This window comes from uncultured Halopseudomonas sp., from assembly GCF_963977355.1.
In the GTDB taxonomy this organism is placed as follows: Bacteria; Pseudomonadota; Gammaproteobacteria; order Pseudomonadales; family Pseudomonadaceae; genus Halopseudomonas.
The window spans coordinates 12,703-27,246 of the sequence record NZ_CAXBOV010000005.1 but is presented as its reverse complement, the minus strand read 5'-3'; the positions used below and the strand labels follow the sequence as shown (position 1 = coordinate 27,246).

The following is a 14,544-nucleotide window of genomic DNA, read 5'->3' as shown; positions in this document are numbered from 1 at the left end:
GGGCGACAAGTGGCTACTTGTCGAAGTAATAACCCAGGGAAGTAAGCGCGCGTTCGTCGTCAGACCAGCCGCGGCGTACCTTGACCCACAAGTTGAGCATGATCTTGCTGCCAAAGAGCTTCTGCATGTCAAGACGCGCTTCCTGACCAATCTTTTTCATGCGGTCACCACCGTCACCGATAATGATCTTTTTCTGACCATCACGCTCTACCAGGATCAGCGCATGAATATGCAGAACCTTGCCTTCCTGCTTGAACTGTTCGATTTCCACAGCCACCTGGTAGGGAATTTCTGCGCCGAGCTGACGCATGACTTTCTCGCGTACCAGTTCAGCGGCCAAAAAGCGTGAACTACGATCAGTCAGTTGGTCTTCTGGATAAAAATGCTCGCCCTCGGGTAGACGTGCGGCAACCAATTTCTCCAGCTCTTCGATATTGCGACCCTGGAGTGCAGAAACAGGAACCACTTCCGCATCGGGCAGTTGCTGAGCAAGCCATTCCAGGTGGGGTAGTAGCTCCTGCTTATCGTCCATGCGGTCGACCTTGTTGACCACCAGCAGTACCGGGCACGTCACGTAGCGCACCTTTTCCAGCACCATCTGGTCCTCATCGGTCCAGCGGGTACGATCAACCACGAAAAGTACCACATCAACATCACGTAGAGCCTGGGTAGCGCTCTTGTTCATGAAGCGATTCAGCGCCTTCTCGTTTTCCTTGTGCAAACCGGGCGTATCAACATAGATCGCCTGCGTCTCACCTTCGGTCTTGATGCCCAACAGCGTATGCCGGGTAGTCTGCGGCTTGCGCGAGGTGATCGCGAGTTTCTGTCCGAGAATGTGATTGAGCAGCGTCGACTTGCCCACATTGGGCCGGCCTACAATGGCCACATAGCCACAACGGGAAGTACTATCACTCATCTGCTTTCTCCACGCCCAGGGCGATAAGGGCTTTTTGGGCGGCAACCTGCTCGGCTAAACGACGGCTGTTGCCAACACCGAAGGTGGTTTGCTCCAGAGGACTGACGAGGCATTCGACCCGGAAAGTTCTGCAGTGCGCCTCACCACCGCTTTCGGTGACTTCGTAGCGAGGCAGATCACAATGCCGGGACTGCAGGTATTCCTGCAATCGGGTTTTGGGATCCTTGTTATTGTCGACCAATGTCAGACTGGCGATATGATCCTGCAGCCAGTGCAGTATCCGTTCGCGGGCGACCTCAAGACCACTTTCGAGGTATATGGCTCCGATAATCGCTTCGGTCGCGTCAGCGAGAATTGATTCGCGGCGGAAGCCGCCGCTTTTCAACTCCCCGGACCCAAGCCGCAGATATTCGCCAAGCTCGAACCCCTTGGCCAGTTCGGCGAGGGTAACACCTTTGACCAGTCTGGCTCGCAACCGCGACAACTGCCCCTCCCGGGCCTGCGGGAAACGTTGATACAGCGCCTCAGCTGCGACAAAGTTAAGTACCGAGTCGCCAAGAAATTCCAGCCGCTCGTTATTGCGGCCCCCCAGGCTTCGGTGGCTAAGAGCCAGGTTCAGCAGCTCAGGGTCGCTGAAGCTGTAGCCAATCTTGCGTTCAAGGCGGTCTAACTTGTTTGTCACTTAATAGGTCTGACTATATGGGTTTCATCAAAATGGACCAGCAGGTCCACGTTCTGCAGTGCGGGCGTACGCACCTCATAGGCGATCTGCACGGTATAGGCGTTGGCACCGCTGGCAGTTATCTTGATCGCTTCACGCGCATTGATATCGCGGATGCTGTTTATCTGCATGCCATCTTCTATGTAGCGGTTGAACTGCCTGATCGAATTGATCTCGATCGTGGGATCTTCATTGATCTTAGTCACCATGCTGCGCAGGGCAAAATGATCAAGGTAAATAGGGATCAGCTTCATCGCAAGAACCAGACCGAATACGATCAGTGCAATGACGGCCAACCAGCCAAAAAATGACATGCCTTTCTGGGAGTGGCGCATGAATAACCTCGTGACGTCCGTTGTTGGTGTTGTAGTTCCAGCCCATCAATGTATCAGGGCAACCCTTGAAAAACTTGGCAGGTTACGCAATTTCGGCTCTGGCCAATGCATCCAGATGGCAAATGCCTTACCTACAATATAGTTGTCCGGGACCATTCCCCACAACTCCCTGGGCATATCGGGCGCATTCCAGTAGCGGCTGTCATTGGAATTGTCCCGGTTATCGCCCATCATGAAGTAGTGCCCAGGCGGTACGAGCCACTCCTGAGAAGGCTGTTTACGGGCAAGGCGCTCGACCCTGATGAGGTGTTCGACCTCACCAAGCTGCTCCTCAAGAACGCGAACCTCGGCAATATGCTGCATCGGATGACCCGCTGGAAGCTCGTCATCAAGCTTCACCTCAACCAGACTGGTGGGCACTCTGTCGCCATTGACGAAGAGCTCCTTGTCCACGTAGCTCACACGATCACCCGGCAGTCCAACCACACGCTTGATGTAATTGATGCGAGGGTCATTGGGGTAACGAAAAACCATTACATCGCCACGCTCCGGATCGCCCACGGGTATGACCTTGGTGTCAATTACCGGCAGGCGGATGCCGTAGGCAAACTTGTTAACCAGAATAAAGTCACCCACTTCAAGAGTGGGCTTCATGGACCCCGAAGGAATCTGAAAAGGCTCAACCAGGAAGGAACGTAACACCAGCACCACAAGCAATACCGGAAAGAAGGACTTCCCGTATTCGACCAGCAGCGGCTCCTTGCCCATCCGCTCGATCACCATCGGATCTGCAACATCAACCTTCGCTTGATAGTTGGCACGTGCCCGGCGTCTCTTCGGGCCGAGCCAGACAAGATCGATCAGCGCTAAAAACCCGGTGATGGCTACGGCGAGCACCAGAAGCAGCGGAAAATTGATATGCATATTCGATTCCGTTTAGCTATTGCTAGCTGTCTACTTTCAATACCGCAAGGAAGGCTTCCTGGGGTATTTCCACATTTCCGACTTGCTTCATCCGCTTCTTACCGGCCTTCTGCTTCTCGAGCAACTTCTTTTTCCGGCTAGCGTCGCCACCATAGCACTTGGCAATGACGTTCTTGCGCAATGCCTTGACCGTCGAGCGAGCAACAATCTGGCCGCCCACTGCCGCCTGGATTGCCACATCAAACATCTGACGCGGTATCAGCTCACGCATTTTTTCAACCAGCTGGCGTCCCTTGTAGGCCGCGTTGTCCCGATGCACGATCAGCGCCAATGCATCAACTTTCTCTGAATTGATCATTACGTCCAGACGCACCAGACGAGCAACCTGGAATCGCTCAAAGGCATAGTCCAGCGATGCATACCCACTACTGACCGATTTCAAGCGATCAAAAAAGTCCAAAACCACTTCGTTCATCGGCAGATCATAGATTACCTGTACCTGGGTGCCGAGAAACAACATGTCGTGCTGTATGCCGCGCTTCTCTGAACATAAAGTAATCACGCTACCCAGATGGTCCTGGGGTACCAGGATATTGGCTCGCACAATCGGCTCGCGCATCTCCTCGATCATGGATGGATCGGGCAGGCGCGAAGGATTGTCAACGTAGATAACGCTGCCATCCTTCTTGACCACTTCGAATACCACCGTAGGGGCAGTGGTGATCAGATCCAGATCGTATTCGCGCTCAAGCCGTTCCTGGATAATCTCCATGTGCAACATGCCGAGAAAACCGCAACGAAAGCCGAAACCCAGGGCCTCGGAACTTTCGGGCTCGAAATGCAGGGAAGCATCGTTCAGCGTCAGCTTGGACAACGCATCGCGAAAATCTTCGAAATCCTCCGAACTCACTGGGAAAAGCCCAGCATAAACCTGCGGCTTGACCTTTTTGAAACCCGGGAGCATATCGACATCCGGGGTACTGGAAAGGGTCAGGGTATCACCCACAGGGGCACCATGGATGTCCTTGATGCCAGCAATGATGAAGCCGACCTCGCCCGCTTTCAGGTCAGCCGTTTCACTATGCTTGGGATTGAAGACGCCAACACTATCCACTTGGTGAATCTTGCCCGTCGACTTGACTAGCACCTTGTCACCCTTGCGAATGCGACCGTGCTTGACCCGTACCAACGAAACAACACCCAGGTAATTGTCGAACCAGGAGTCGATGATCAGCGCCTGAAGCGGAGAATCCAATTCGCCTACTGGCGGCGGAATCACCTGAATCAAGCGTTCCAGTACGTCTATCACCCCCAACCCGCTTTTCGCGCTGCAGGTGACCGCGTCTGTGGCATCTATCCCGATGACACTTTCAATCTCGGCCATAACCCGCTCAGGCTCAGCCTGGGGCAAGTCGATCTTGTTCAGCACGGGCATGACCTCAAGACCCTGCTCAATGGCGGTATAACAGTTGGCGACCGACTGGGCCTCAACACCCTGGGCCGCATCAACAACCAGCAGAGCCCCTTCGCAGGCGGCCAGCGAGCGGCTGACTTCGTAATGGAAGTCGACGTGACCGGGCGTATCAATAAAATTCAACTGATAGGTCTTGCCGTCTTTTTCGGAGGTGTAATACAGCGTGACGCTGTGAGCCTTGATGGTGATGCCCCGCTCACGCTCAAGATCCATGGAATCGAGCACTTGCGCGGCCATTTCCCGGTCGGCCAGACCACCACAGATTTGAATAAACCTGTCCGCTAGGGTCGATTTACCGTGATCAATATGGGCAATGATCGAGAAATTACGAATTAAACTAAGGTCACTCACAACGGGGATCATCCAGACATGATTGCAAGACTGGGAGCCAGGGAGCTCCAAGCAGTTGACGGGGGACTCCCCCCAAATCAGCTCGCGAGTGTACCCGAATAAGCAGTCAGACGCTATCGAGTAAAGGCTAACCAGCGAGCCCCTGGAACACCAGGAGCACGCAGGGTTAGCTGATCAATAAGCCGCTCTAGTCAGCCAATCGGAAGGTGATATAACTGGCGCGGCCCTGGCGGACAACACGCATGGAAACCGAACGATCTGTCGGTAACGCCTCGGTCATATCTTCGAACTGCTCGACGGACTTGATCTGCTTGTTATCCAGGCTGGTGATAACATCACCGGCCCGCAGACCAACCATTGCCGCCGGGCCCTGTCGGACCTCGCGCACAACAATACCTGCATCCACATCCATGGCCTCACGCTGCTTGTCCGTCAGCTCGGCAACCACGACGCCCAATCGGTTGGTAGTGGTAGATGGTGTCTGCTGCCCAGGCGCGGTAGCGGCTGCAACGGTATCATCCTCGGGCAGAGCGCCTACTTTCATATCCAGGGTGCGTCGCTTCCTGTCGCGCATGACGACGACGGAGGCCTCTTCGCCTGGGCGCACACGGCCAACGGCATGGGGTAGATCGGAGGACATGTTGATCTCCTGGCCATTGAACTGGAGGATTACATCACCGACCTGCAAGCCACCCTCATCGGCAGGACCGCCCGGCATGATCTGGGCGACCAGTGCGCCTGCGGGCTTGGAAAGGCCAAAGGACTCGGCCAGATCCTTGTTGATTTCCTGAACCACAACCCCCAACCATCCACGCTGGACGGTGCCAGTTTTCTTCAACTGTTCCACTACATCCATGGCAACGTCAGCAGGGATCGCAAAGGACAGCCCCATGAAACCGCCGGACCGCGTAAAAATCTGCGAATTGATACCGATTACTTCCCCATCAAGATTCAACAGCGGACCGCCGGAATTACCCGGATTGATGGCCACGTCAGTCTGAATAAAGGGCACGTAGTTCTCAGTCGGCAGGCTTCGCCCCTTCGCACTTACAATTCCCGCAGTCACCGAGTAATCAAAGCCAAACGGCGAGCCGATGGCCAGTACCCATTCCCCTGGTTTGAGGTCAGAGGACTTGCCAATTCGAACCGCGGGCAGATCCTCATCAGCCTCGATCTTTAACAGCGCGAGGTCCGAGCGAGGATCAGCACCCACCAGCTTAGCGACCATTTCGCGACGATCGGACAGGCGCACGAATATCTCGTCGGCACCATCAATTACGTGGTTGTTGGTGAGAACATAACCATCCTCGGAGAGAATGAAACCTGAACCCAGCGATTGTGGAGAGGGCTGTTGCCTCCCTGGCTGCTGGGGAGCTTGAGGCAAGCCATGCTCAAAGAATTCACGGAAGATCGGCGGCAACCCCTCAAGATCAGGCATGCCAGGCGCTCCAGCCACAGGCGAGCGAGTAGCCGCCCGACTGGTACTGATATTCACTACAGCGGGAGATACCTCCTCCACCAGATCGGTGAAGTCAGGGAGCCCCTGTGCAAGCCCCAGCGATTGCCATCCAAGCAGTGCCGTGGCGGCTGTCGCAGCCATCAAGCGCTTCATCGAGTACATATGATTGAGCCTCTTTCTAGGATAAATCTCGAACCAACATTGATGACGCTGATCCATTAGGCAGATGTCGTAATACGCGAGCATGATAGGCCGGATTGCCGCTTTCGCGCTGCGTCCACCAACCTGTTGTGACAAATCCGCAGGCAAGCCCGCACGCGGCCGCCAGAATGGTCCACGGCTCGGACATACCAGCCAGATCCGTCAGGGCAGCAAAGGTGATCATCGCCAGAAGGGGCAGAACATACATTAGCGTTGACGCTTTCAATACGGCGTCCTCTGGAATACCTATGACAACCTCATCGCCAACAGCGAGAGGCTTGTCGCATAGAACCCGGATAAAACCGCGGCGCGCACCCGAACCCAGACGCTCCAATAGAGCCTGTCCACATCCCGCGCGCGCCTGACAACTATTGCAGGTACTACGCCGAATCGTTTCGACCCAGACAGCACCGGGCTCCAGACTCAGAACTTTGCCATGCTCTTCAATCACGCTTTGTCACCTGAGATCATTACAATTGCGTCCATGGACACTCTCAATAGGGGAACAATCTGTCAAGGCAGGGCTTCAATGTGGGCTTCGGAATCAAAATTCAATGATATCGACGCCGCAACGCGTCTGGCCGTCACTGGAGGTATCTCGCCAACTACGGTGGCCATGAAATTCCCCTCCGACGTATTCAGTCCGCGACTAATAGCCACTGTCGGTCCAAGCTGAGCAAGTAGATCCTCCGCCACACGGTTTTCAGTCAAAGGTTCAACGAATATAGTAAACCGCGCGAGCCCGTCGGAGAACACCTGGGTAGATCTTGTCACATCATTGCCGTTCGCCTGGCGTTTGTTACTGGCAATGGAGGTAAAACCGGGAGGAAGCCAAGCAGGTAGCCAGCGGTGATCCGCGGGCAATGCAGAAAACGATGCTTCGCGGGCAGGCATACAGCTACTGGCCGCTTCCAGACTGGCTGGCGCAACAGGTCCAACCTGCAAATTGGTAAACTGAAACCGCTCGAGCAGAGCGCCCTTCTCGTTGATCATCAACGACTGCAACAGCAGTCCACTGTCTACATCGAGATAGAACTCATATGCGTACCGAAAGTGGTCCCTGGGCCGAACAGACAGCACCGTGGCAGATCGGTTGGCAACACGGCTCGCGCCGAGAATCTCAAGTTCATACCACTGCTCGATTGCGGCCGGATTGTCCGACAGCAAGGTATTGTCAAGCAAAGCTGTAGCGCCAGCCACGGTACTTGTACACACCAGCTTGTGGTTTCGGCGCACCCACTCCTGCGGGGCGCCGTCCGTGCGTAACAAACGCTCTACTACATCATCGCCGCTTGCCTGTCGCCAGACCCGGTGTGTGCTGAAGCTTCCGGCACGCTCGTATACGAAATCACCGTGATAGCTTTTTTCTTCCGCAGCGCCTTTCATACTACTCAGCAGTGCACCAGGCTCACCGGCCAGGGAAGAAACTGCAGTCAGAAGGCTGGCAGAGGCAATTCCAGCCAAAATCAGGTTGCGTATTACATAGCCGGCAGCCTTCACCGGCTGCATTTACTGACCTTCCAGACTGGCTGCTCGGGCGTTAGGCAGCAACTGCGGAGTAACCTCAGCATCTCCCTGACCGGCGTGCTCACGCAGGTAGGTGCTGATTTTCTCCTCTTGCCAGGCAGAGGGTGCCTGAGGTGCGTCCAACTCTTCGGTAGTTGACTGCGAGTACCCCGCAAGCACAGCGCCTGCCTGCGCAGCTGGTGCACTGGGCAACGCAACTGGAGGCGCCTGATCAGCTACCATCGCCGGACTGGCAGCTCCACCATCCTTCTGGAACATGTTAAATCCAACCAGTACCGCAACAGTCACGGATGCAGCCACTGCGAGCCGCCCGACACTCTGCCATACACGCGATGCTTTCGCGGGCGCAGTCGCAGGGGTCGGGACCGGATCATTGGCAATCGCCGCAGCGATACCCGCGGTCAGATCAATCTTGTTCTGCCAGGGTTCCTTGTGCATCACCGCACGCGCTGCCTGATAGCGTGCCCAGTCGCTGCGCAAGGATGATTCATCCCCGCAGGCCTTCAGAACACGGCGCACTTCAAGCTCATCCGCTTCGTTGTCCATCAGCGCGGAGAGAGACTCCTTCAAGGATTCACTGCTCATTGCTATACCTCTGCTGTTGGCCCATTTGGGCTAGCTGCATTTAACTCCCTGCCCGGCTCAGTCTTCGAGCAGGGGCTTGAGAGCTTTGTCAATCGCCTCGCGGGCCCGAAAAATACGTGACCGTACCGTACCGACCGGGCAACTCATTACCGCAGCAATATCTTCGTAACTCAAGCCTTCGAACTCACGCAGCGTCAAGGCTGTACGCAAATCGTCAGGTAGCTGCTGCAGGGTCCTGTTGACCATCTGCTCAACCTCATCACGCAGCAAATCGCGTTCCGGCGAATGAATATCCTTGAGAGCGCTATCTCCTTCGTAATACTCAGCCTCATCAGCCGCAATATCCGAATCGGGCGGCCTGCGTCCACGTGCGACCAGATAATTCTTCGCCGTGTTGATCGCTATGCGGTACAGCCATGTATAAAACGCGCTGTCTCCGCGAAAATTGGCCAAGGCACGGTAAGCCTTGACGAATGCTTCCTGCGAGACATCCTGAGCCTCGTGGCTGTCATGCACAAAGCGCATAACCAGTGCCAGGATCTTGTGCTGGTATTTTAGTACCAGCAGATCAAACGCTCGCTTGTCGCCGCCTTGAACCCGAACTACCAACTCTTGGTCAGTTTGCTCAGCCATGCGGTAGCTCCCCATGGCACAGGCCTTGTAGCCCTGCCTCACTGTGATAGACCAGCAATGTAAGCAAAAGTTCTCCCCTCATCATGCTCAGCTGTATTAACACCGGCAAACACCAAAAGTTCCGCCACGCCCAGAAAATAATTATCACCGTTCGGCAACATGATGCCGTAAAGCCATCTAAGCAAGCCTGTATTGTGGCGCACGCGCCTTCTATATACTAGCTGCCAATGTATTCTGACTGGGTAACGATCTGGTTCATCAGACGCTGATTGAGACACCATGGAACAAGCAAATAATTACGACGTACTGGTAATTGGTAGCGGTGCCGCAGGCCTGACGCTGGCACTGCATCTGGCAGATAGTTTGCGTGTAGGTGTGATCAGCAAGGGACAACTGTCCGAGGGTTCGACCTTCTGGGCCCAGGGTGGCGTAGCTGCGGTCCTTGACGACACCGACACCGTTGATGCTCATGTTCAGGATACGCTGGATGCAGGTGGGGGCTTGTGTCGCGAAGACGCCGTTCGACAGATTGTCGGCAGCAGTCGCGAGGCAATCGGCTGGCTGATAGATCAGGGCGTGCCTTTTACCCGTGAGCGACGGGCTGACGGAAGCGAAAGTGACGACTTTCACCTGACTCGAGAGGGCGGCCATAGCCATAGAAGAATTATTCATGCTGCAGACGCAACGGGCGCAGCCATTTTCAATACGCTGCTACTCAAGGCGCAAGAACACGGCAACATCGAATTATTGGAGAACAGGGTTGCAGTCGACCTGATCACCACCAGCAAACTGGGATTGCCAGGCAAGCAATGTCTCGGCGCTTACATTCTGAACCGCAACAACGGCCACGTTGAAACTTATGGCGCACGCTTCACCGTTCTGGCAACAGGCGGCGCAAGCAAGGTGTATCTATATACCAGTAATCCGGACAGTGCTTCCGGGGACGGTATTGCTATGGCCTGGCGGGCGGGCTGTCGGGTGGCCAACATGGAATTCAACCAATTTCATCCCACATGTCTTTACCACCCCAAGGCGAAAAGCTTTCTGGTTACTGAAGCGCTGCGTGGCGAAGGGGCGCTGCTCAAGTTGCCTGACGGTTCGCGCTTCATGCCACGTTTTGATAAGCGTGCCGAACTGGCGCCTCGCGATATCGTTGCCCGGGCCATCGATCATGAAATGAAACGTCTGGGTCTGGACTGTGTCTTTCTGGATATAAGTCATAAACCTGCTGATTTCATTCGCAGTCACTTCCCGACTGTCCATGAACGCTGCCTGGCGTTCGGCATCGACATAACCCGCGAACCGATACCTGTCGTGCCGGCAGCGCATTATACCTGTGGCGGAGTCGTAGTGGACGCCTGTGGCCGTACCGACGCGAACAACCTCTATGCCATAGGGGAGACCAGTTATACAGGCTTGCACGGCGCCAATCGGATGGCCAGCAACTCACTGCTTGAGTGCGTCGTTTTCGGCAGGGCAGCAGCTCAGGACATACTCAACGAGCTTGCGCATACCGAAATGCCCGATGACCTCCCGCACTGGGACGAAAGCAAGGTTACCGACTCGGATGAAGACGTGATTATCTCCCACAACTGGGAAGAGTTACGCCGATTCATGTGGGATTATGTGGGGATCGTTCGCACTACAAAACGTCTGCAAAGGGCAAAGCATCGCGTTGACATGCTGCTTGCGGAAATACACGAGTTTTACAGTAACTACAGAGTAACCCGGGATCTGCTGGAACTTCGCAATCTTGCCTTGGTTGCCGACCTGATCATCACCTCTGCCATGCAACGCCGTGAAAGCCGGGGGCTGCATTACACCCTCGACTACCCCGGATTACTGCCTGAAGCGACCGATACTATTCTGCAGCCGCCCACCGCTGACGACTGAAGCGCAGCCGCAACCTGAGACGCCGCAATGCATCCTCGGCAGCTGCATCAGCTGGCAGGATCACAGAAACTGCAAGCCAACGCCCCGGCTCGCGCAGACGCACAACTGTCAGGAAAGCGCTTACGAACGTATCGGCAAGCAAACGTGCGGAACTTTCTGAACCATCGCGGCGCATGACGTGCCACCCCTGACTGTCGAAGCGCAATCCGGTGACCGACTGGGCGTGCTGCAGACTCACCTGCCGCGGCCATATCCAGATAGCGTAACCCACTATGGCAAGCATGCTGGCCGTAGCCAGCAGCGGGGAAAGGCCGCTACGTAAAAGAGCTGCGCAAGCGAGGATACTGAACACAACCACCAGCCCCCCAAGGAATCGAGAAGGCTGTCTGTGTAGCATTAGGTAATCAGGCTGGCTGAACACGATCGAGTATCATCCTTACCATACGTTTTAGATCCGGATCGTCCGGTTCGCTGCGCTGCATGAACCAGCCAAACATATCCTGGTCTTCACTCTCGAGCAGTTTGCGATAACGCAGTTTGTCCTCTGCATCCAGATCACTGTAGGCTTCCTCGAGAAAAGGCCCCAGCAGTACATCCAGCTCGAGCATGCCCCTTCGGCTATGCCAGTACAGCCGTTTTTTCTCTATTTCAGCCGACATCTCTCTCTCCGCAATAAGGTAAAACCGCGACACAATGCATAGGTAACATTATAAGCGCAAGGCGACACTGACAAGCTGCCAGTGCCAACCTATGATGTAACAGCTGAATTCACTAGGCAATCTGAGCTTATGACCCAAAGTACTCCATTACATACCCAACTCGCTGAACACTTTTCAGTCGAATCCCCAAAAAACACTCCCCAAGCAGCCCTGGCCTTGCTTGGCCATGAACGCATCATGGAGGTCAGCGGCCCTGACTCGGCAAAGTTTCTGCAGGGACAACTGACCTGTGACGTCATCCGGCTGCCCCAGCCAGGCAGTACCCTCGGCGCCCGGTGTAACCCAAAAGGCCGCATGCAATCCAGCTTCAGACTACTGCGCCATGACGAATTCACCTACTTTCTGGCAATGGCCGAAGCGTTGATTGCGCCGCAGATTACAGACCTTGCCAAGTACGCCGCATTCTTCAAGGCACAGATAACCGATGTCAGCGATAGCTGGGTGAGACTTGGGCTCTACGGCGAAAAAGCTGCTTCGCTGCTCGCTGATCTTGGCCTGCCCGTTCCTGAATCACCAGATGCAGCGCAGCAGCTAGAGACCGCAAAGATAGTGCGTCTACCCGGAAACAATACCTTTGAGCTCTGGCTTCCCGCCGAAACGGCCATCCCAACCATCAAGCGCCTGTTAGCAGATGCCACAGCGGTCCCATTGAACGACTGGCAGCTCTCGCAGATTCGTGCGGGCATTGGTCAGGTGTTTGCCGAGACACGTGAGGCCTTTATTCCCCAGATGCTCAACTTGCAGATATTCGATGCGGTGAGCTTCAAGAAAGGTTGCTATACGGGCCAGGAAATTGTCGCCCGCATGAAGTATCTGGGAAAACTGAAAAAACGCATGTTCCGGCTGGTCAGTGACGACACACGGTATCTGCCGCCAGGTGCAGCGGTCATTAATCGGAACACCGGACAAGCCCTGGGTGAAGTCGTAATGACAGCGATGGGGCCGCAAGGAATGGAAATGCTGGCGGTACTACAAAAAGATGCGGCACAATTGGTACCATTAAACGCACTTGATGGCCAAGGGCCAGCACTGACCCTTGCTGCCCTACCCTACCAGTCCGAATTGGCCGACGAAGCCGGCCAGGCTAATTGACAAGGAATACCCATGACCGATCTGGCCCAGCGCGTACAGGAAGAATTGATCCAGGCAATCGACAAGGATCAGCTCGTGCTGCCTACGCTTCCAGAAGTCGCATTGCGTATACGCGAAGCTGCAGAAAACCCTGACGTCAGCATCCCGGATCTGGTACGCGAAATCAGCAATGATGCGGCATTGAGCGCACGCCTGATCAAAGTGGTGAACAGCCCGCTACTGCGCACGCGTCAGGAGATCACTGATCTGGGCATGGCTGTGAACCGTATGGGTATCAATTACACCGCCAACCTCGCAACAGGCCTGGCAATGTCACAGATGTTCCAGGCGACGTCCGATGTAATTGATCGCAAGATGCGCGAAGTATGGGCTCGCAGTACCGAAGTGGCTGGCATCAGTCATGTGCTCTGCCGGCACTACACCCGCCTCAAACCGGACCAGGCCACTCTTGCAGGCCTGGTGCATCAGATTGGTGTGCTGCCCATTCTGAGCTACGCAGAGGAAAACAGTCAGTTACTGACCGACTCGATCAGCCTTAATCTGGTCATTGAAAGTATTCACCCGATTCTCGGTGACCGTATCCTGGCAGCGTGGGACTTTCCGGTACCCCTACGTCACGTACCGACCGAGCATCTGGACTTCAATCGCAATACCCCTAACGTCGACTACTCAGATATTGTCCAGGTGGCAATGCTCCAGAGTCTTGGCAGCGAGCATCCCCTCGCACAGATGGACTGGAGCACGATCGCGTCCTTCAACAAACTCGGGCTGGCCCAGGGGGAGGACGGCGACGAGGATCTGTCAGCCGAGATGGAAGCTGCCATGCAGATGTTGGGCTGATAGTCCGCGGCAGCCGTGGATGTAAAACGGCTGCCTTGTTAGCGGTTACGCCATTGTGGCGGACGTTTCTCGAAGAAGGCGTTAACTCCCTCCAGAGTGTCCTCATGATCGAACAGATCAACGAAACGCTCACGCTCTTCAGACAGCAAGCTGTTGAGCGGTTGGCGCCGAGCACCTTGAATAAGGTCCTTACAGGCCTTGACCGCCATAGGGCTCTGCCTTCCCACCTGAGCAGCCAGGCGTAACGCGGTCGTCAGAGCCTGATCCTGCTCAACTACCTCCTCTACCAGCCCGATACGCTCGGCTTTGACCCCATCGATCCGCTCTCCACAGAGAATCATCCGCTTGGCCCAACCCTCGCCAACCAGCCAGGCCAGTGCCTGTGTGCCTCCAGCGCAGGGCAACAATCCCACCCCGGCCTCCGGCAACGCCAGTTGCACCTGCCGCTCGGCAATCCGGATATCGCAAGCAAGAGCACATTCCAGCCCTCCACCCATTGCATAGCCATTAAGCGCAGCAATGGTTACCCCGGAAAAATCCCGCAACGTCTCGAAAGCCTTGCCGAAAAGACTAGCCATCTGCCGTGCCCTGGCCTTGTCACCATCTGCAAATAATTTCAGGTCAGCACCCGCTGAAAAGAAGCGATCACCTCGCCCGGTTATGACCAGGGCAAAAATCTCGGGGTCAGCGCCAAGGTGTCCCACCAGCTCGATCAGTCCGTGCAATGTGTCGCTATCCCACGTATTGGCTGGCGGATTGTCGATGGTAACCAGTGCAGTATGGCCGACTTTCTGCACAACCAGCTTATCGGTGCGCGGTACCAAAGCTGTGTAGGGTTGCAGTGCGTGATCCATAGGGCCTCCTGAAGCAGTGA

General features: G+C 55.3%; 17 protein-coding genes. 3 read left to right on the top strand and 14 right to left on the bottom strand.

Annotated elements, in window-relative coordinates:
• Positions 1–13: 13 nt before the first annotated feature.
• The 11 genes from era to AAC076_RS03410 form a co-directional block, all read right to left on the bottom strand.
• Positions 14–916: a GTPase Era gene (gene era / locus AAC076_RS03460; RefSeq protein WP_339842993.1), complete on the bottom strand. Its 903-nt coding sequence runs from the start codon at positions 914–916 to the stop codon at positions 14–16.
• The gene (gene rnc, locus AAC076_RS03455) at positions 909–1,598 is read right to left on the bottom strand and encodes a ribonuclease III (protein WP_339842992.1); all 690 of its coding nucleotides are present in this window, start codon (positions 1,596–1,598) and stop codon (positions 909–911) included. The genes era and rnc overlap by 8 nt, the downstream gene beginning before the upstream one ends.
• Entirely contained in the window at positions 1,595–1,972 is a 378-nt protein-coding gene (locus AAC076_RS03450; protein ID WP_339842991.1) for a DUF4845 domain-containing protein, read from the bottom strand. The genes rnc and AAC076_RS03450 overlap by 4 nt, the downstream gene beginning before the upstream one ends.
• Positions 1,973–2,017: 45 nt before the next feature.
• Complete coding sequence (lepB, locus tag AAC076_RS03445; RefSeq protein ID WP_339842990.1) at positions 2,018–2,896, bottom strand: signal peptidase I; 879 nt, start codon at positions 2,894–2,896, stop codon at positions 2,018–2,020.
• A 22-nt stretch (positions 2,897–2,918) separates the two neighbouring features.
• Entirely contained in the window at positions 2,919–4,721 is a 1,803-nt protein-coding gene (lepA, locus tag AAC076_RS03440; protein ID WP_339842989.1) for a translation elongation factor 4, read from the bottom strand.
• 187 nt (positions 4,722–4,908) lie between these two features.
• Entirely contained in the window at positions 4,909–6,321 is a 1,413-nt protein-coding gene (locus tag AAC076_RS03435) for a DegQ family serine endoprotease (protein WP_339843120.1), read from the bottom strand.
• A gap of 37 nt (positions 6,322–6,358) precedes the next feature.
• The gene (locus AAC076_RS03430) at positions 6,359–6,832 is read right to left on the bottom strand and encodes a SoxR reducing system RseC family protein (RefSeq protein ID WP_339842988.1); all 474 of its coding nucleotides are present in this window, start codon (positions 6,830–6,832) and stop codon (positions 6,359–6,361) included.
• Positions 6,833–6,894: 62 nt separating this feature from the next.
• Positions 6,895–7,890 carry a MucB/RseB C-terminal domain-containing protein gene (locus AAC076_RS03425; protein ID WP_339842987.1) on the bottom strand — a complete coding sequence of 332 codons (996 nt, stop codon included), beginning with the start codon at positions 7,888–7,890 and terminating at the stop codon, positions 6,895–6,897.
• Complete coding sequence (locus AAC076_RS03420) at positions 7,891–8,493, bottom strand: sigma-E factor negative regulatory protein (RefSeq protein WP_339842986.1); 603 nt, start codon at positions 8,491–8,493, stop codon at positions 7,891–7,893.
• 57 nt (positions 8,494–8,550) lie between these two features.
• On the bottom strand, positions 8,551–9,126 hold the full coding sequence (gene rpoE / locus AAC076_RS03415) for an RNA polymerase sigma factor RpoE (RefSeq protein WP_150277785.1): 576 nt from the start codon (positions 9,124–9,126) through the stop codon (positions 8,551–8,553).
• Between the two features lie 38 nt (positions 9,127–9,164).
• Complete coding sequence (locus AAC076_RS03410; RefSeq protein ID WP_339842985.1) at positions 9,165–9,329, bottom strand: hypothetical protein; 165 nt, start codon at positions 9,327–9,329, stop codon at positions 9,165–9,167.
• 76 nt (positions 9,330–9,405) lie between these two features.
• Here AAC076_RS03410 and nadB point away from each other — a divergent pair, with 76 nt between their 5' ends.
• Positions 9,406–11,019, top strand: coding sequence for an L-aspartate oxidase (gene nadB / locus AAC076_RS03405; protein ID WP_339842984.1), 1,614 nt, complete (start codon positions 9,406–9,408; stop codon positions 11,017–11,019).
• Here nadB and AAC076_RS03400 read toward each other — a convergent pair.
• Both AAC076_RS03400 and AAC076_RS03395 read right to left on the bottom strand, forming a co-directional pair.
• A complete protein-coding gene (locus AAC076_RS03400; RefSeq protein ID WP_339842983.1) occupies positions 10,988–11,416 on the bottom strand; it encodes a hypothetical protein in 429 nt (142 codons plus the stop codon). The two genes, nadB and AAC076_RS03400, sit on opposite strands and share 32 nt — an antisense overlap.
• A 7-nt stretch (positions 11,417–11,423) precedes the next feature.
• Positions 11,424–11,678, bottom strand: a complete 255-nt coding sequence (locus AAC076_RS03395) for a succinate dehydrogenase assembly factor 2 (protein WP_150277788.1) — start codon at positions 11,676–11,678, stop codon at positions 11,424–11,426.
• Between the two features lie 129 nt (positions 11,679–11,807).
• On the opposite strand from AAC076_RS03395, the gene AAC076_RS03390 reads away from it, so the two are divergent.
• Together AAC076_RS03390 and AAC076_RS03385 are read left to right on the top strand one after the other, a co-directional pair.
• Positions 11,808–12,830, top strand: a complete 1,023-nt coding sequence (locus AAC076_RS03390) for a folate-binding protein (protein WP_339842981.1) — start codon at positions 11,808–11,810, stop codon at positions 12,828–12,830.
• Between the two features lie 12 nt (positions 12,831–12,842).
• Complete coding sequence (locus AAC076_RS03385) at positions 12,843–13,670, top strand: HDOD domain-containing protein (protein ID WP_339842979.1); 828 nt, start codon at positions 12,843–12,845, stop codon at positions 13,668–13,670.
• A gap of 38 nt (positions 13,671–13,708) precedes the next feature.
• On the opposite strand, the gene AAC076_RS03380 is transcribed toward AAC076_RS03385, so the two are convergent.
• On the bottom strand, positions 13,709–14,524 hold the full coding sequence (locus tag AAC076_RS03380; RefSeq protein WP_339842978.1) for an enoyl-CoA hydratase: 816 nt from the start codon (positions 14,522–14,524) through the stop codon (positions 13,709–13,711).
• Positions 14,525–14,544: the final 20 nt, after the last annotated feature.

Coding starts and splice junctions, on each gene's coding strand:
- AAC076_RS03435 (WP_339843120.1), bottom strand. CDS start 6,321: ATGGCTGCGACAGCCGCCACGGCACTGCTTGGATGGCAATCGCTGGGG.
- AAC076_RS03420 (WP_339842986.1), bottom strand. CDS start 8,493: ATGAGCAGTGAATCCTTGAAGGAGTCTCTCTCCGCGCTGATGGACAAC.
- AAC076_RS03425 (WP_339842987.1), bottom strand. CDS start 7,890: ATGCAGCCGGTGAAGGCTGCCGGCTATGTAATACGCAACCTGATTTTG.
- AAC076_RS03380 (WP_339842978.1), bottom strand. CDS start 14,524: ATGGATCACGCACTGCAACCCTACACAGCTTTGGTACCGCGCACCGAT.
- nadB (WP_339842984.1), top strand. CDS start 9,406: ATGGAACAAGCAAATAATTACGACGTACTGGTAATTGGTAGCGGTGCC.
- era (WP_339842993.1), bottom strand. CDS start 916: ATGAGTGATAGTACTTCCCGTTGTGGCTATGTGGCCATTGTAGGCCGG.
- AAC076_RS03385 (WP_339842979.1), top strand. CDS start 12,843: ATGACCGATCTGGCCCAGCGCGTACAGGAAGAATTGATCCAGGCAATC.
- rpoE (WP_150277785.1), bottom strand. CDS start 9,126: ATGGCTGAGCAAACTGACCAAGAGTTGGTAGTTCGGGTTCAAGGCGGC.
- lepB (WP_339842990.1), bottom strand. CDS start 2,896: ATGCATATCAATTTTCCGCTGCTTCTGGTGCTCGCCGTAGCCATCACC.
- AAC076_RS03450 (WP_339842991.1), bottom strand. CDS start 1,972: ATGCGCCACTCCCAGAAAGGCATGTCATTTTTTGGCTGGTTGGCCGTC.
- AAC076_RS03390 (WP_339842981.1), top strand. CDS start 11,808: ATGACCCAAAGTACTCCATTACATACCCAACTCGCTGAACACTTTTCA.
- AAC076_RS03400 (WP_339842983.1), bottom strand. CDS start 11,416: ATGCTACACAGACAGCCTTCTCGATTCCTTGGGGGGCTGGTGGTTGTG.
- AAC076_RS03395 (WP_150277788.1), bottom strand. CDS start 11,678: ATGTCGGCTGAAATAGAGAAAAAACGGCTGTACTGGCATAGCCGAAGG.